Annotated in this window: 16 protein-coding genes and 1 pseudogene; 14 read left to right on the top strand and 3 right to left on the bottom strand. The window is 42.1% G+C overall.

Annotated features, from left to right (window positions below):
• Nucleotides 1-8 precede the first annotated feature (8 nt).
• The 14 genes from nirD to AVJ20_RS06805 all read left to right on the top strand — a co-directional run bounded on the left by nirD (nt 9) and on the right by AVJ20_RS06805 (nt 14,296).
• Nucleotides 9-1,619, top strand: coding sequence for a nitrite reductase small subunit NirD (nirD, locus tag AVJ20_RS06870; RefSeq protein ID WP_111884677.1), 1,611 nt, complete (start codon nt 9-11; stop codon nt 1,617-1,619).
• 226 nt (nt 1,620-1,845) lie between these two features.
• On the top strand, nt 1,846-4,638 hold the full coding sequence (locus AVJ20_RS06865; protein WP_111884706.1) for a nitrate reductase: 2,793 nt from the start codon (nt 1,846-1,848) through the stop codon (nt 4,636-4,638).
• Nucleotides 4,638-5,261: an NTP transferase domain-containing protein gene (mobA, locus tag AVJ20_RS06860; protein WP_111884705.1), complete on the top strand. Its 624-nt coding sequence runs from the start codon at nt 4,638-4,640 to the stop codon at nt 5,259-5,261. The genes AVJ20_RS06865 and mobA overlap by 1 nt, the downstream gene beginning before the upstream one ends.
• Nucleotides 5,262-5,617: 356 nt before the next feature.
• A complete protein-coding gene (moaA, locus tag AVJ20_RS06855; protein WP_111884676.1) occupies nt 5,618-6,655 on the top strand; it encodes a GTP 3',8-cyclase MoaA in 1,038 nt (345 codons plus the stop codon).
• Nucleotides 6,656-6,657: 2 nt separating this feature from the next.
• The gene (locus tag AVJ20_RS06850) at nt 6,658-6,909 is read left to right on the top strand and encodes a MoaD/ThiS family protein (RefSeq protein ID WP_111884675.1); all 252 of its coding nucleotides are present in this window, start codon (nt 6,658-6,660) and stop codon (nt 6,907-6,909) included.
• A gap of 2 nt (nt 6,910-6,911) precedes the next feature.
• The gene (locus tag AVJ20_RS06845; RefSeq protein ID WP_111884674.1) at nt 6,912-7,478 is read left to right on the top strand and encodes a molybdenum cofactor biosynthesis protein MoaE; all 567 of its coding nucleotides are present in this window, start codon (nt 6,912-6,914) and stop codon (nt 7,476-7,478) included.
• Between the two features lie 51 nt (nt 7,479-7,529).
• Nucleotides 7,530-8,453, top strand: coding sequence for a bifunctional molybdenum cofactor biosynthesis protein MoaC/MoaB (moaCB, locus tag AVJ20_RS06840; RefSeq protein ID WP_111884673.1), 924 nt, complete (start codon nt 7,530-7,532; stop codon nt 8,451-8,453).
• Complete coding sequence (locus tag AVJ20_RS06835; protein WP_111884672.1) at nt 8,450-9,700, top strand: molybdopterin molybdotransferase MoeA; 1,251 nt, start codon at nt 8,450-8,452, stop codon at nt 9,698-9,700. The genes moaCB and AVJ20_RS06835 overlap by 4 nt, the downstream gene beginning before the upstream one ends.
• Before the next feature lie 9 nt (nt 9,701-9,709).
• On the top strand, nt 9,710-10,471 hold the full coding sequence (modA, locus tag AVJ20_RS06830; RefSeq protein WP_111884671.1) for a molybdate ABC transporter substrate-binding protein: 762 nt from the start codon (nt 9,710-9,712) through the stop codon (nt 10,469-10,471).
• Nucleotides 10,472-10,474: 3 nt separating this feature from the next.
• The gene (gene modB / locus AVJ20_RS06825) at nt 10,475-11,173 is read left to right on the top strand and encodes a molybdate ABC transporter permease subunit (protein WP_111884670.1); all 699 of its coding nucleotides are present in this window, start codon (nt 10,475-10,477) and stop codon (nt 11,171-11,173) included.
• Nucleotides 11,160-11,798 (top strand): ATP-binding cassette domain-containing protein, encoded by a 639-nt coding sequence (locus tag AVJ20_RS06820; protein ID WP_111884669.1) that lies wholly within the window; start codon nt 11,160-11,162, stop codon nt 11,796-11,798. Before modB ends, AVJ20_RS06820 begins: the two co-directional genes overlap by 14 nt.
• Before the next feature lie 213 nt (nt 11,799-12,011).
• Nucleotides 12,012-13,415, top strand: a complete 1,404-nt coding sequence (locus AVJ20_RS06815; RefSeq protein WP_111884668.1) for an amino acid permease — start codon at nt 12,012-12,014, stop codon at nt 13,413-13,415.
• 194 nt (nt 13,416-13,609) lie between these two features.
• Nucleotides 13,610-13,891, top strand: coding sequence for a cation efflux protein, CzcI-like (locus AVJ20_RS06810; protein WP_228157173.1), 282 nt, complete (start codon nt 13,610-13,612; stop codon nt 13,889-13,891).
• 195 nt (nt 13,892-14,086) lie between these two features.
• On the top strand, nt 14,087-14,296 hold the full coding sequence (locus tag AVJ20_RS06805) for a hypothetical protein (RefSeq protein WP_111884667.1): 210 nt from the start codon (nt 14,087-14,089) through the stop codon (nt 14,294-14,296).
• Nucleotides 14,297-14,363: 67 nt separating this feature from the next.
• On the opposite strand, the gene AVJ20_RS06800 is transcribed toward AVJ20_RS06805, so the two are convergent.
• The 3 genes and pseudogenes from AVJ20_RS06800 to AVJ20_RS06790 form a co-directional block, all read right to left on the bottom strand.
• Entirely contained in the window at nt 14,364-15,062 is a 699-nt protein-coding gene (locus AVJ20_RS06800) for a DUF1826 domain-containing protein (RefSeq protein ID WP_111884666.1), read from the bottom strand.
• A 128-nt stretch (nt 15,063-15,190) separates the two neighbouring features.
• Nucleotides 15,191-15,427, bottom strand: a complete 237-nt coding sequence (locus AVJ20_RS06795; RefSeq protein ID WP_111884665.1) for a VF530 family DNA-binding protein — start codon at nt 15,425-15,427, stop codon at nt 15,191-15,193.
• 396 nt (nt 15,428-15,823) lie between these two features.
• Nucleotides 15,824-17,210: pseudogene (locus AVJ20_RS06790) on the bottom strand (MFS transporter).
• Between the last annotated feature and the right edge of the window lie 181 nt (nt 17,211-17,391).

Raw genomic sequence — 17,391 nt, 5'->3', positions numbered from 1 at the left:
ACTTAAAGATGACAGTTTTAAAAGAAATGAATGATTTAGACTGGTTTGATATTTGTGCATTAGATGATATTACGCCAAATACAGGTGTGGGCGCACTGATTGAAAATCAGCAAATTGCGATATTCCGTGTCGGTGAAGAAAAGCGGGTTTATGCACTGAGCAATCAAGATCCGTTTAGTCAAGCCTATGTTATGTCCCGCGGTATTATTGGTGACTTGCAGGGTGAGCGTGTTGTGGCATCACCCATTTATAAACAGCATTTCAGCCTTGCTACTGGACGCTGCTTAGAAGATAAAGACCAAAAACTCTTGGTTTTTCCAAGCAAAATTGAAAATGGCCGCGTGCTGATTAGTCCAACTGCTCAAAAAACCTATATTACCAATAACGCGCCATCGTCTGAGTTGATGAAACTTGTTTTGGTCGGCAATGGCTTAGCAGGTATGCGTTGCTTAGAAGATCTGCTGGATATGGCGCCAGAGCGTTATGAAATTACGGTCATTGGTGAAGAACCTTGGGGTAATTACAACCGAATTATGCTTTCCCCTGTGCTTTCAGGTGATAAAACCATTGAAGATATCATGCTGCATTCACATGCTTGGTATAAAGACAAAAATATCCGTTTTGTAGCAGGTGATGCGGCGGTACGCATAGACCGTCCGCGCAAGCAGGTATACACAGAAAAAGGCTTGGTCATCGATTATGACCGTCTGATTTTAGCGACAGGTTCTAAGCCATTTATTCCGCCTATACCGGGAACTGACTTAAAAGGTGTTCTCAGCTTCCGTGATATTTATGATGTAAACCGCATGCTGGATTACTGTAAATCTAAGCAAAATGCAGTGGTGATTGGCGGCGGTTTACTTGGCCTAGAGGCTGCGTATGGCCTGAAACAGCGTGGCATGAATGTCACAGTACTGCATTTGATGGATCGTATTATGGACCGTCAGTTAGATGAAAAAGCCAGCTTAATGCTCAATCATGCGATTGAACAAAAAGGTATAAAAATCATGACCGCAGCAAATACCCAAGAGTTGATGGGTGAAGATGGCCATGTGAAGCAGCTGCGTTTGCAAGACGGTACTGTTTTAGATGCAGATCTTGTGGTTTTTGCGGTGGGTATTCGTCCGAATATTGAGCTTGCGCAAAGTGCAGGACTGCGCTGCGGCCGCGGTGTCATGGTGAATGACACCATGCAAACTTTTGATCCGAGTATTTATGCGGTGGGTGAATGTATTGAACACCGAAGCCAAACTTTCGGTTTAGTTGAACCGCTTTGGGGACAGGCATTCATTTGTGCATCGCATTTGGCCGAACATGGCAGCTTAACCTTCAAAGCGCCTACGGTTCCGACGCAGTTAAAAGTCAGCGGCTGTGATGTATTTTCAGCTGGCAACTTTGAACCGCAGGATGATTTTGAAGACATTATTTTGAATGATGAAAAGCGTCAGATTTATAAACGCATTATTATTCAAAAAGATAGAGTGGTTGGCGCTGTGCTGTTTGGCGATACTGAAGACGGTGCATGGTATGCAGAATTGATTTCAGATCAAACTCCAATTTCAAGCATCCGAAACAAATTGCTGTTTGGTAAGGATTTTGCATTAAAGAAAGCAGGGTAATGCGTCTTTAATTTTGAAAGTCCCTTCTCCCACTGGGAGAAGGTGAGGATGAGGGGGCTTTTCATATAAATCCTCTCCCACTTGCGGAACTATGTTCCTCATCCTTTAAAAGGAGAGGGAACTTCCTATATGAATTAAGTGTTGATTAAAAATCTACTTATGCAAGTAGTCTAATATTAAAAATTATTGCAATACCTCGTTAGAATTGGAAAAGGAGCCAGCAGAAGTGAATAGCATCCCGATAGTGGAACTGCATAGCTCCACAGAAAATAAAATTAAAACAACGCAAACCACTTGTCCATATTGCGGTGTCGGCTGCGGCGTGAGCGCAACAGTTGAACAGACAGCTTTAGGGCAAAAAGTGAGCGTGACTGGCGATGCGAACCATCCATCAAACTATGGCAAGCTGTGCATTAAAGGCAGTAACTTAGCCGATACGATTGGATTAGAAACACGTGTTTTACAGCCGATGCTTGGGCGTCAAACATCACCATTTCATACTCGTCAGGCTACAGATTGGAACACAGCAACAGCACTGATTGCCGAAAAATTTCAGCAATGTATAGATCTTTACGGACGTGAAAGCATCGCTTTTTATGTGTCGGGCCAACTGCTGACGGAGGATTACTATGCCGTTAACAAATTTGTCAAAGGCTATTTAGGTACTGCAAATATTGACACCAATTCACGGCTTTGCATGTCATCGGCTGTGGCGGCACATAAGCGTGCATTTGGTGAAGACCTTGTACCAGCAAGCTATGAAGACTTTGAGCATACAGATATGGTGGTGCTGGTCGGATCCAATACAGCATGGTGCCATCCCGTGCTGTATCAGCGTATTATGAAAGCCAAAGAAGAACGTGATTTGTTCGTGGTGGTCATTGATCCGCGCTTTACCAGTACCTGTGAGGCTGCAGATTTGCATTTACCAATTTTACCGGGGCAAGATGTCGCACTGTTCAACGGTTTGCTGCAGTATTTAGTACAAAATAATCATAGTGATGTAGATTTTATCACCAAACATACTCAAGGTTTGGCGCAAGCGCTGGAGCACAGTGAAACAGAAGCTTCTATGACAGCAGTTGCTGAGCATACAGGTATTTCTTTAGAAAAATTACAGCTATTTTTTGAAAAATTTGCGCAAACTGACAAAGTTTTGTCGCTATTTTCGATGGGGGTTAATCAGTCTTCGCGCGGTGTAGACAAAGCCAACAGTATTATTAACTGCCATTTGCTGACTGGCAAAATCGGAAAATTAGGTGCAGCGCCTTTTTCTATGACAGGTCAACCCAATGCAATGGGTGGCCGCGAGGTTGGCGGCTTAGCCAATATGCTGGCTGCGCACTTAGATGTCGATAACACAGCGCATCAGGCATTAGTACAAGCGTTTTGGCAAAGTCCATTTATTGCCAATAAAGCGGGATTAAAAGCGGTTGATCTGTTTCAGGCGGTTGAAAGCGGCAAAATAAAAGTCATCTGGATTATGGCTACTAATCCTGTAGTTAGCTTACCAGATGCAGATCAAGTCAAACGTGCCTTAGAGCAATGCGAGTTTGTAGTGGTGTCGGATATTTGCAAAGACACAGACACAGCAATATATGCAGATGTGCTTTTACCTGCATTGGGCTGGGGTGAAAAAGACGGAACCGTTACCAATTCTGAACGCCGTATTTCACGTCAAACTGCTTTTTTAGATGCGCCGGGTGAAGCCAGAGCAGACTGGTGGTCTATTGCACAAGTTGCGAAAAAGATGGGTTATAGCGGTTTTGACTACAGCAGCAGCTATGACATATTTATTGAACATGCAAAATTATCTGCTTATCAAAATGCGCCTTTAGATCAACGTGATACCACTGAGTCTTTTCGCTACTTTAACTTGCAGGGTTTAAGTAAGTTGTCTGCACAAGATTATGCTGAATTAAAGCCCGTGCAATGGCCAGTTTGGCAGTTAGATCAGAGCACTGATGCAGTCAGCCGTTTGTTTGCAGCAGGCCAATTCAGCCATGCCGATGCCAAAGCTAAGTTTGTAGCAACAACCGCTATTGACCCTTTGAACAAGATTTGCGGCGAATATCCGCTGGTTTTAAATACTGGCCGTATCCGTGATCAATGGCACACCATGAGCCGTACGGGTTTATCTGCAAACTTGAGTACACATATCGCCGAACCATTTTGTGAAATACACCCGCAAGATGCACTGAAGTTTGGTGTTAAAGATGGTGAACTGGTTGAGGTGAAATCTAACTGGGGCTTATGTATTTTACGTGCACAGGTCAGCAGTAAAATTCGACGCGGTCAAATTTTTGCGCCAATTCATTGGAATGACCAAGTCGCATCGGATGCGCGTATTGGCAAAGTGGTGAATCCTGTGGTCGATGCACTATCTGGTGAGCCTGAATTTAAACATACACCTGTATTTGTACAGCCGTTTTATACACAGTGGCAAGGTGTACTGTATGTACGTGACGGCTTTGAGCAAATGGTGCAAAACACCATTCAAAACACGGTGTGGTGGACCAAAATTAAAACAGCGAAAGCGACACGTTTTGAGTTGGCAGATCGTAAAAAATTTAGAAACACGGTTCAGCAGCTGAAAACATTACTGCCATTTACCGATGAAAGCTTTGAATGGCTGAATTTGGAAGATCAAACTGCCGATTTGAGTCATACCGTGGTGCTGCAAGATGGGCATTTAATTGCCAGTCTATATATTGCGCAACGCTCTATGCTGCCAGACCGTGATTGGATTGCTGGCATGTTTAAGCGTGAACGACTAAGCGCAATGCACCGCAAAGCGCTGCTTGCAGGTCAGCCGATGAACATGACCAACAGTGCAGGTCCGCTGGTGTGCAGCTGCTTTAAAGTCGGTAAAAATACCATTATCGAAACCATTAAAGAAAAGAATATTACTCATGAAAAACAAGTTACTGCATGTTTAAAGGCTGGCGGCAATTGCGGTTCGTGCTTATCAGAAATTCGAGGCTTAATTAAAGCCTGTCAGACGGAGTACGCAGAATGATGAAGAAAATCACCAAATCAGTAGGCTATCCAGAAACAGACTTGGTTATTTTGGCGGGCGGTCAGGCCCGCAGAATGAACGGCATGAATAAAGTGCTGCAAAAATTTGATAATGAAATTCAGCTGATTAAGATCCATCAGCAGTTGAAATCACGGGCTGAAAATGTCTGGATCAACAGCCATCGCGATCATTCGATTTATAAACGGCTCATTCCCTCGATCCGCTTTTATCAAGATGATGAAGCCGGATTTTTAGGGCCATTGATGGGGATGAAAAGCGCGTGGTCACATGTTGAGTCTGATTATGTTTTGTTTGTCCCGTGCGATGTGACCTATATCCCGAAGAGAGTGCTTTCGAGATTGCATCAGGCCATGCAGCGGGATCCCTTGTGTGAAGTAGCTGTAGTGGAAATTAATGGCAAAGCGCTGTATCCATTTTGTTTGCTGAAACGAAGCAGTCTCGCAAAGCTGCAGGCGCATCTTGATCAAAAACAGCGCAGTTTGAAGGGGTGTTTTAGTAAAATGCACATGCAAGTCGCACGTTTTCAGAACCATGCACTCTTTTTTCACAGTATTAATTCTTTGGATGAGCTGCAGCAGCACCGTCAGCTGAATTTCCTCTAAAATTTTTAATTTGCTATGCGCTTTTATGTGAATGGATGATGTTCAAGTGCAGTTTTGAGCCAATGAAGATGGATGGCGTCCCATTGATAGACTTTAACCGCGCTCATCAGCAATAAAGCAGCTTGATTATGTTATATATATCAGCATCTTAACGTCAATTTGTGTTTAATATTCTTGATTAAGTAGGCATAAATAATTGATATTATTGATTAAAATATTAAAACAAAAGCATCTTAAAAAATATTCAAAAAAGCGCAAAGTTGGAACACTTATTGCAATTTTTACTGCAAGAAAAGAGGGCGCAAAATTTGTACTGAGCTAAGACAGGGCAAATGACAGCGCCATGGAAGATAAACATGAACAGCATGACACAATTACAGCCAGTGACCATTTTTAAGGATCAGTTTGGCCGTGAAAAACGCAAGTTGCGCATTTCAGTGACAGACCGCTGTAATTTTAAATGTGTCTATTGCATGCCTGAACATCCTGAATGGATGAAAAAGCACAATCTTCTCAGTTTTGAATCCCTTTACAATTTTTGTGAATTTATGGTGCTGCGCGGGATTGATCAGATCCGGATCACGGGCGGCGAACCGCTCATGCGTCAAGGCGTTGTGCATTTTATTCAACAGCTGCAGCAGTTGAGAAAGCTAGGCCTTAAACGTATTTCCATGACCACCAATGCGCATTATCTGAAGCAATATGCACAGGCCCTAAAACAAGCTGGCCTAGATGGCATAAATATCAGCTTGGACAGTTTGGATGAAGCGCAATTTTTCCAGCTGACACAAAAACAATTACAGCCTGTATTAGACGGGATTGAAGCTGCTCAGCAAGCTGGCTTTGAAATAAAAATCAATGCTGTGTTAATGAAAGGTCTAAATGAACAGCAAATCATTCCATTAACAAAATGGGCGCTGCAACAAGGTTTCGAACTGCGGTTTATCGAGTTTATGCCGCTGGATGGTGATCAAAACTGGTCTAAAGCTGCGGTCATTACCGAACAAGACATACTGGATAAACTCAATACTGTTTTTGAAGTGCAAACGGTGCACGGTCAAGGTGCGTCACCAGCCAGATCTTACTTAATCAACGGCTTGCCTCTAGGTATTATTTCAACCATCAGCAATTCTTTTTGCGGCAGCTGCGACCGTCTAAGACTGAATGCGCAAGGCGAGTTTTTTAACTGCCTGTTTGCCCGAAAAGGTTTAAATCTCAGCCATGAAATTCAACAGCTGAAAAGCAGTAAAACAACTGAGTTAATGCCGCTCGATGCAATGGCTTTGCAGCAAAAATTAGGCAGTTATATTTGGCAGAAGGAGCAAGGCTTTCATGCCACAACAGCTCAATCCAGTCCATCTAGAAAAATCAGCATGCATATGATTGGAGGTTAAAGATGACTCATATCACCATCAAAATAGAATCTTTTGGCGCTATTGAACGCCTGCTGCCAGAGAATTTGAGTCTGACTTGCTTCGCACAGCAGTCGATTGCAGAGGTTTTGCAGCAAGTTACAGATCAATTTCCGGAGTCGTTCAGCATGCTTGAACGCTGCGCCTGCGCTATGGGAGATGACATTGTGCCAAGGCAAACCGCATTGATGCAGGACAGTACCGTTGTGCTGTTGTCACCTGTGGCGGGAGGCTGAATATGGAGCTCAAGTATATTTCACGCATACAAGACACGGTATTCAGCCAAGCCGATTTTGACAGCATTAAGGCATTTCCTGAATGCGGCGGTATAGGTGTATTTATAGGCGCGGTGCGTAATCACCATGAAGGCAAAGCGGTAAAAGCTTTGAAATATACCGCTTATGCGCCTGTGGCTGAAAAAATGATCCAGCAAATTGAACAGGAAATTCAAGCCAAATACGGCGTGTCATATGTACGGGTTGTACACCGTATTGGCGCGCTGCAGGTCGGTGATACCGCTATTATCGCCATGGCCTATGCGCCGCACCGACGTGAGGCTTTTGCTGCCTGCGAAGAAGCGGTTGAGCGGGTTAAGCATGAAGTTCCGGTCTGGAAAGAAGAGTTTTATATGGACGGCAGCAGCCAATATGTAGAGGGCTGCTGTATTCGTAAAGATCATGTGCCCAAGGCGACAAGTCATGCAGCGCAGCATGCTCATATTCATGGCGAGTCATGTGAACATGCACATCAAAACAGCCATCAGACCATGCATTTGAACGCCAATATTTACCAATGGCACCTATAAAACTCCAAATTTAATACTGCAGACGCAAATGAATAAGATAAGGACAAAGCAATGAAAAATGTGGGCATGAAAGCGGAAAGTTACCGTACAGCCATTGCAACTGGAATTCTGCATGCGCCGCCACATTGCATTGAACTGCTGCGTAATGGCAATACAGAAAAAGGCGATGCGCTGAAAACCGCACGGATTGCAGGTATATTGGGCGCAAAACGCACGGATGAACTCATTCCGCTGTGTCATCCGCTGCCGATCTACCGTGCAGATGTCGAATATGAATTATTTGAGGCGCATGTCGAAATCAGTGCTGTGGTCGAAACCATTGGCCCAACGGGTGTGGAAATGGAAGCATTAACTGCGGTCAGTCTTGCCGGTTTAACGCTGTATGACATGCTGAAACCGCACTGTGAGCCTGAAGATTTATGCCTAGATCAGGTGAAACTGCAAAAGAAAAAAGGCGGTAAATCACATTTTACCCGTGTATTGAAAGAAAGCTTATCGGCGTCGATTATTGTGCTTTCAGATACGGTTGCTGCCGGTAAAAAATCAGATACTGCAGGGCAAAATGTCCTCGAAATTTTAGAAGAAGCGAATTTCAGCAACATCAGCTATCAAGTGATACCGGACAGTCCTGAACAGCTTTTGGCTCTTGTTGAACAGCATAAGACGCAATATCCGCTGATTTTGACCGTGGGCGGTACAGGTCTAGGCCAGAAAGATTTAACCGTTGAAACCATTCAGCCGCTGTTAAAACGGGAAATTCCTGGGCTAATGGAAGCATCCCGCAGTTTTGGGCAGAAACGCACGCCTTATGCAGCGCTCAGCCGCGGTGTTGCTGGCTATATTGATGACAGTTTAGTCATTACACTGCCGGGCAGCAGACAAGGCGCAAAAGAATCACTGGTTGCCATTTTACCTGCCTTGGTGCATCTATTTGATGTGCAGAAGAATATTCCGCATGCAGGAGGTTACCAATGAACCAAGCCGTATTGCATACAGGCTGCGGTGCTGAAGCAGGGCTGATTTCAGTGGACGAAGCACTTGCGCTGATTCAGACACATACGCAAAGTTTAGCGCATGAAACTTTGGCGCTTCAGCGCGCTTTAGGCCGTTATTTGGCGGCAGATGTGCATTCACAAATTCAGCTGCCTTTATTTGCTCAGAGTGCTGTAGACGGTTATGCCATTTGCGCAGCGGGTGAAATTAAAGCAGGCACGCAATTTGAGCTCATTGGAGAAATCCGCGCAGGGCAAACGGCTGAAATAAGCTTAAAAGCAGGGCAAGCTGTCCGCATATTTACTGGCGCGCCGATACCTGAAGGCACGGCAACTGTAGCGCGGCAAGAAATTGTAAAGGCGGATAGACAGCAGATTGAACTGACTGCAGTCTTAAGCCCGCATGCAGATATTCGAGATGCAGGTGAGGAAATTTCATTTGGACAATGTTTAGCAGCGCGTGGTCAAAAGCTGACGGTTGGATCAATTGCAGCGCTCAGTATGGCTGGTATTTCACACTGCGAAGTTTTTGCCTATCCGAAAATTGCGGTCGTAATTACAGGTGATGAAGTTGCGCAAAATATAGAAGATTACCGTGCTGGTAAAATATTTGATGCCAATGCGCCGCTGATTTTAGTATGGTTTCAGTCGCATCACGTCCAAGTTGAAGTGATTCATATTGCAGATGAAAAACAGGCGGTTTTAGATTTATTCAACTGTTTAAAAGACAGCTTTGATTTAATTTTAACGACTGGCGGCGTATCTGTCGGTGATTATGATTTTGTTCGGCCGGCAGCCTTGGACATCGGTTTTCAGCAAATTTTCTGGAAAGTGAAACAAAAACCCGGCAAACCGATGCTGTTTGCACAATATCGACGTCCTGACAGCAGTTCCTGTTATTTACTCGGACTGCCGGGCAACCCCGCTGCAGTCTATGTCGGCATGCAAATTTATACAGATAGATTATTGAAAGCCCTACAAGGTCAAACACCTGCGCTGGACTGGTTCAGCGCAGTCATGACACATGACCTAAAAGCAGATGCACGTGAGCGGTTTTTAAGAATGTCGGCGCACTTTGATAAGCAAGGCAAGCTTCAACTAACCAGCCTGTCTAAACAGCAGTCGCATATGTTGAGCAATTTAATGCAAGCCAATTGCATTGTTCGGATTCCTGCAGGGCAGTCTGTGCAAGCAGGACAAATTCTTCAAGGCGTATTTATTCAGCATTAGGAGTTTGCTATGCGATTCAAATTTATTTTAGCAGTAGGACTGAGCTTCATTGCTGGCGCATCTCAGGCGGAAACAGTCAAAATTTATGCTGCAGCCAGTTTAAGCAATGCTATCAGCGATATTGCAAAGCAATATCAGGCACAGAATCCAGACATCAAAATTGTACCGGTATTTGGCGCGTCATCTGCTTTAGCCAAACAGATTGAAGCCGGTGCGCCAAGTGATTTGTATTTTTCAGCAGATGTGGATTGGATGAATTATTTGGTGCAAAAACAGAAAATACCTGCAAAGCAAGTATTCAACATGCTAAGCAATGATTTGGTGCTGATTACGCCTAAAGCGGTGAATATGCAATTTAAAGCCGCGCCGCAGTTTAATTTTGCCAAGGCATTCAAAGGTCACTTATGTACAGGACAAATGGAGTCTGTACCTGCTGGAAAATATGCCAAACAAAGCCTAACCAAGTTGGGCTGGCTATCAAGTTTGAATGGAAGGATTGTCGGGACAGATGATGTACGATCGGCTTTGGCTTTTGTTGAACGCGGTGAGTGCCAAGCGGGGATTGTTTACCGTACCGATGCGCTGATCAGTTCTAAAGTTAAAATAGCCGGGATTTTTCCAAATCATACTCATCAACCTATCATTCATCCATTGGCTTTAACACATCAAGGCGCAGCTAAACCTGAGGCCGTGAAGTTTTACCGTTATCTTAAAGACCATGCGCAAAGCAAAATGCTTTTTAAGCATTATGGCTTTGGTGTGAAAGGCTAAAGCATGCTCAGCCCAGAAGAGTGGAGCGCCTTGTTTCTGTCGGCTAAGGTTGCCGTTTGCGCCACTGTATTTTGCTTGCCATTTGCTATTGGGCTGGCTTGGGTGCTGGCGCGCTATGAGTTTCATTTGAAATTTTTAGTCGAAGCGCTGTTACAAATGCCGATGGTGCTGCCGCCGGTGGTTTTAGGTTATCTGCTATTGGTGCTGTTTGGTTCAAATGGCTGGATCGGCAAGCTGCTCAATGAATGGGGCATTCAACTGGCTTTTAATTGGAAAGGCGCCGTTTTAGCATCCATGATTGTGTCATTTCCGCTGATTGTGCAGCCGATCCGTTTGTCTTTTCAAATGATTAATCAGCAGCTGGAGCAGGTTGCAAGCTCACTAGGCGCGCATCCGTTACGGGTATTTGCATCAATTAGCCTGCCGCTGGCATTGCCGGGCATTTTAATCGGGAGCATTTTAGGATTTAGCCGAAGTTTAGGCGAATTTGGCGCAACCATTACCTTTGTGGGTAATATTCCTGATGAAACCCGAACCATTCCAATTGCTATCTATTCGCTGATACAGCAGCCCAATGGCGAAGAATCCGCAATGCGTTTAGTGATCCTTTCACTGCTGGCGGCTTTTGGCGCATTGATTGCCAATTATTATATTTTACAGCGCTATCAGCGAAAACTCGGAGCCTGCCATGCTTCAGTGTGATTTTCAGTTTCAATATGCAGATTTTCAATTGCAGGCTCGGCTGCAGATGCAAGAACAGCTGCTTGGCATTATGGGGCCATCAGGCAGCGGCAAGTCTACGCTGCTGAAAAATTTGGTTGGTTTGCTGCAGCCGCAGCAAGGTTATATATTGCTGAATCAGCGTGATGTGTTCGATACGGCGCAGAAGATTAACGTGCCGATGCATCAACGCAGTATTGCGCTGATTTTTCAAAAAGCATGGCTTTTTCCGCATATGAATGTGCAGCAAAATCTGCAATATGCGGAGAACTTAGGCGCTCAGGAAAATGCGAAATTTAAATTTGAGCAAGTGACTAATCTGCTTGAGTTACAGCCACTGCTCAAACGGCGGGCGCATGAACTTTCTGGCGGTGAGGCGCAGCGCGTTTCCATAGGACGCGCATTGCTGTCACAGCCTGACTTACTGCTGTTAGATGAACCGCTGACAGGACTGGACCGCAGGCTGAAAGATCAAATATTGCCATTTTTAAACACGGTGAAAGAACAGTTGGCGCTGCCGATGATATATGTTACGCATCATGGCGATGAGTTAGATTATTTAAAAGCCCATATTTTGTATTTAGAAAATGGTCAAATAAGTTTTTAAATAAATATAAATTATATAAGTAATAACAGTGAATTAGATGAAAAAATGGTATTAAGCTGCATCTTAAAGTTTTGATTAGAACTATGAAAAACTCATTTTCTAGATTAAATTGTTACAAAACAAGGGAGAACACAGCGTTTTCCCTTTTTTATTCCTAATGATCTTGGAAATAATGATTTGTACGACTGACCGTGCAGACAGGGAATCTAATCGATGCATGATGATAGCTTAGCCACACATAATTCAACTGCAAAACTGGGTGCAGGGCTATCTAATCGGCATATTACAATGATCAGTATTGGTGGTGTAATTGGTGCTGGACTGTTTGTTGGATCATCTGCTGCGATTGCAAAAGCAGGGCCTGCCGCCGTTCTTGCTTATATTACTACCAGTATTTTGGTTTTTTTAATCATGCGAATGTTGGGAGAAATGGCTGTAGCTCAACCTGACACCGGCTCATTTTCAACCTATGCAAGAAAAGCCATTGGGCCTTGGGCTGGCTTTACCATCGGATGGCTATATTGGTGGTTTTGGGTTTTGGTTATTCCAATTGAAGCAATCGCTGGTGCAGAAATTCTGCATGCATGGTTTCCTTCAATATCCAGTGCTGTATTTGCGACATTCTTTATTGTGCTTCTCAGTTTAGCGAACTTTTTTAGTACTCGGAGTTTTGGTGAGTTTGAATTTTGGTTTTCTCTGATAAAAGTCTTGGCTATTGTAATTTTTATCGCCATTGGACTCACCGCCATATTGGGGTTTTGGCCCTTAGCACCTAATGTAAGTGGTGTAGAAAATCTGTTTAAAAATGATGGATTTATGCCAAATGGCCTGGGTGGTGTACTTTCAGCAATATTGATTTCAGCATTTTCATTCTTTGGTGTAGAAATACTGTCTATCGCTGCAGCAGAATCAAAAGATCCTGAACAAAAAATTAAACGTGCAACCAATTTAGTACTGTATCGGGTCATCTTATTTTTTGTGGTTTCAATTTTTATAACGGTTGCACTGGTCGATTGGCGTTCACCACAATTACAACAATTAGGCACTTTCCAATATGTCTTGGTAAGTTTAAATGTCCCTCAATCAAAATTGATTATTGATAGTGTAGTCTTTATTGCGGTTGCAAGTTGTATGAATGCTGCACTTTATAGTTCATCAAGGATGCTATTTTCATTGGGGACACGCAAAGAAGCACCTCAATGGGTCACATCAATTAATGCCTCTGGTGTGCCTGCAATTGCAGTATTGGCATCGTCTGTAGTGGGCTTAATTTGCTGTGCAGTCAATTATTTATTTCCAGGCCAAGTATTTGGATTTTTACTGTCTACAACAGGTTCAATTGCCTTATTGGTTTATTTAGTGATTGCATTTTCACAGCTTAAATTGAGAACACAAATCGAAAAAAATGGAACTGAGGTTGCGTTTAAAATGTGGCTATTTCCATGGCTGACATGGGCAGTCATTTTGGTGATCTTAAGTGTGCTGATCTATATGTTTTTATCTCCAGCCTACAGTTATGAAACTTCATTATCTTTAGGTGTTACGACATTGGTGGTGCTCTGCGGCTTAGTTGTGACAAGAAAAGCTAAGTTGAAGAATGATTCAGAACTAAATTAAAAAAGTTTCGCTGATAAAAATCGTAATCATGAACCAATGGATTGTCTTTAGAATGTGCCGTGTCAGGGGATTAAAGCGAATGCGTTACGTTATATCTCTATGGCAATCCATTTTTAAGACAAATTCAAAGATTCACTTGACCTTCGACCGACTCCAAGCTTTATCATCATTCAAATTTTCTTGATTGATGCAATATGCGTTCTGCGACATGGATAACAGTCTTAGTCGGATTGTTCATGTTCCAAAGCCTTTGGAACGTGGCAGCCGCTTTCTGTGTGCATGAAGAGCAAACCCAAGTTGTTCAAAGCTATCATTTTGGTCATCATCAAAATACCTTATGCGTCAGCAGTGAAACCAATCCGCAGCATTCGTTGCATCAAGCATCTGAATCAAGTAGCAAACTAGACAAAAATATCGCAAGTGATCTGCAACTCGGTGAAGATTATCAACAGTATTTGCCGTCTATGACGCATTAGATTGTACAAAATCAACAATCGATTCTTTTTATTGCGCATCCGGCCTTTGAATATTTGCCAAAATTTGTTTGGACGAATCTTTATCAAGCGCCTGATCTCTTACTGCAAACACCTCCTCCTGTTTATGCCCCGCTAATGGCGGGATAGCCTAAAACATTCCCGCCACTTTTTTTTAATAAATGAGTGGGAAAAATCATGTCTTTATATTCTACTGCGTTTATACGCCTAGGCTTAGCTGTTGGTATTTCGACGGCATTACAAAGTACTTTTGCTAAAAATGTCAGCAATTTCGAATCTGCATTTGCCAAGGTACAATACGATCAAGCACAAACAGATATTTGGCTACTGCCAGTGCTTTACCGCTGCCTTAATTCAGCTCGATCTCAATTACGGTTCATTCATTAGACAGAATGGATCGTATGGACTCAGGATTTATCAATATTTAAAATCAGCAAATCAGCAAATCAGCAAATCAGCAAATCAGCATAAGCCGATATTCACCTGCATTTTCAACAGGTGCGCGGTGCACACAAGGTAAAACTGGCTGTGTAGGATGATCCACCGCTAAACGCCATAGATGACCATTGCCTAAATTTACAGGCACAGCATTGTCTTTGAGTTGATAATGTAAATCAAAAAAATATTCCTTTAAAAAGTCATCAAACTCTGAGTCAGGGCCATCGTATAAAGCTTTGAGTTGATCTCGTATTTCAGGAATTAAGATTTTTTGTGTGACTTGATCATTTGGCACAATATCACTAGAAGCACCATAATACGTACATAAAAAGGTATCGGTAGCGATGGGTGATCGATCAACATGAAAAGAATAAACATCGGTTGAGATGAAATCGAATTCATCATCGCGTTCATAACATTTAAGCAAATTCAGCGAGGGTGATGCACCAAATGCTGTTAATTGTTGCATGTCATTTAAAATGATTTCTCTTGCTAAATGACCTTGCGCTGAAAGCTTTAATTCCATCAGATCATCTATAGAAACTTCAGTAATATTTTCAATCAGTTCGAGTTTTTTGACTACTTCTTTAAAGTCACCTTGTAAGCTACGTTGCCAGCAAAGCGCATTCATTTGACCTTCGAAATGACTGTGAATCAATTCAGAAAATGTAGTAACTACACCAATTTGAGGATGCTGGGAAAAAGGATTGCTCATAATAGGGATCGAATTAAATCTGAGGCGAAAATACTGCGTGCAAGGAATAGCTAGAAGGATTCAGCAGTTTCATTTTATCTTAAAACACAAACTGCTATACAAGATTATTTGAGCTTAGGTATTAATCGTTATGCTTTCTGTTTGGCTTTTTGGCGTAAGACATACAAATATAAGCTTTCTACTTTTTCACGTGCCCAAGGTGTAGTACGTAGGAATCGTAGTGATGATTTAACGCTTGGATCTATGCAAAAACATCTAATTTCAATTTTACGGCTTAAGCCTTCAAAACCATCGTAGTAATCTAATAATTCATCCAAGATGTCAGCAAGTTTTTTGCCGTGTAAAGGGTCATTGGAGGTGCTCATATTAGATCAATCGTATTTTGGGAGACGATCATTATAACCTGAGCGAGTTGAAAAAAGTGGGAGCTTGAACTGAAATGTGATTCATATTCAATATTTAACATATTTCCTAAGCCATTTTGCAAGACTAAAATTTCTTAAAAACAAAGAAACACTCTAGATAAGATCTTGGGTATGAGATTTATAAGCGTAAAATTAATAAAAGAAGAATTAACATTCATAAAATAATTAATTTAAACAATTCATTTTTAGTTAGTCAGCCTATACTTCTTTTGACTGTTAGTATATGCAGAAATTTATAAGCATCAGTCAAGAAAAAACTCGGATTGAAAAGTCCGAGTCAAGTCTTATTTTTAATGACATCATGTGCAAGTCATTTTAAAAATCTAAACGCTAAGATTATTTCCAAACAAATGGCGATTTCTTTTGTGCATTCTCAGCTTCATCGGTTGGTTCCAGTGTAATACCTGTGCGGTCTTTAAGTACACAGATTGCAATGAAAGCAATAACAGCCATAACCGTCAGATAGGTGCTTACCAAGAAAATGCCGTTAGCTTTAGTGATTAAAGCTGCAGCAATCAGGGGTGCGAATGCACCACCAATGATTGATCCGATTGCATAAGTAATTGAAATACCAGAGAATCGAATAGATGCAGGAAAGAGTTCAGAATAATAAACAGCTTGCACACCATAGGTGATTCCAATTCCCATAGCGAGTATTGCTAAACCAAGCATAATATATACATATTCACCAGTGCTAACCAATGGGAATAAGAATAGTGCAGTTAAAATTTGGATGATTGAACCTAAAATATAAATAGGTTTTCGACCAAATTTATCGGACATGACTGCTGAAAGCCAAGTAAAGAATGTCCAAATGACTGCAGAAGTACAGACTAAACTCAAAATTGTTGGTCGATCTAATGCCATGCCATTTGGATTAGTAGTAAAACTTTGAATGAAACCGCCTGCTGTCATATAACCAAGTGAAGTTGTACCAGCAGTAAGAAGGGAAGCTGTTAAAATAAGTTTTTTATACTCAGAAAATAGTTCCCGTATTGGTTTTTTTGCTGTGCCTTTACGCTCTTTTAATTGTTCGAACACTGGACTTTCTTCAACTGAGCGACGAATCCAATAGCCTAAACCAAATAAAATAATACTGAGTAAAAATGGTACGCGCCATCCCCATTCTAAAAATGCATCACCAGGAGAAACATAAGCGGTCATAATCACCAGAACAAAGGATGCAAGTAACAAACCTAGTGGTACACCTAACTGTGGAAATGAACTAAATAAGCCACGTTTTTTGGTAGGAGCGTGTTCAACAGCCATTAATACAGCTCCACCCCATTCACCACCTGCAGAAATACCTTGTAAAATACGTAATAAAATTAAAATGATCGGAGCTGCAATACCAATATTCTCATAGGTTGGAAGTAAACCAATCATGGTCGTTGTCCCACCCATCAAAAGCAAAGTCATAGCGAGTACAGCTTTACGTCCTAATTTATCGCCAAAGTAACCTGCAATAAAGGCACCAAAGGGTCTGAAAATAAAACTAATACCAATCGAGGCGAAGACTAATAGGGTTCCGAAAGCAGGTCCGGCAGGTGTAAAAAAAAAGTTGGTTAAAAACTAAACCTGCAACAGCAGCATAAATAAAATAATCATACCACTCGATGGTGGTACCAACGATGGTTGCTAAAGCAATTTTCTGTGTCCTCGATTGTTCGGGGATATCCATTGCAAGTTCTGGTGTATTCATTTCTATTTGCGAATTATTCATGCGAAATTCCTTTTATTCATGTCCATAAAACTACCTACTTTGATTAAAATGGCAGGTTGCTTGATGCAACCAACTGTTTCTATAACCATTGTTTTGTCATTCATTTTGCAACTTCCTGTGCAAAGCTATTATTGAAATATATTTGATACATTTATTATTTATTTTAATTTTAAAAAGTATC

Origin of the sequence: Acinetobacter sp. CFCC 11171 (assembly GCF_003268405.1) — a bacterium.
In the GTDB taxonomy this organism is placed as follows: domain Bacteria; phylum Pseudomonadota; class Gammaproteobacteria; order Pseudomonadales; family Moraxellaceae; genus Acinetobacter; species Acinetobacter amyesii.
This window is presented reverse-complemented; position numbering and strand designations above follow the sequence as displayed.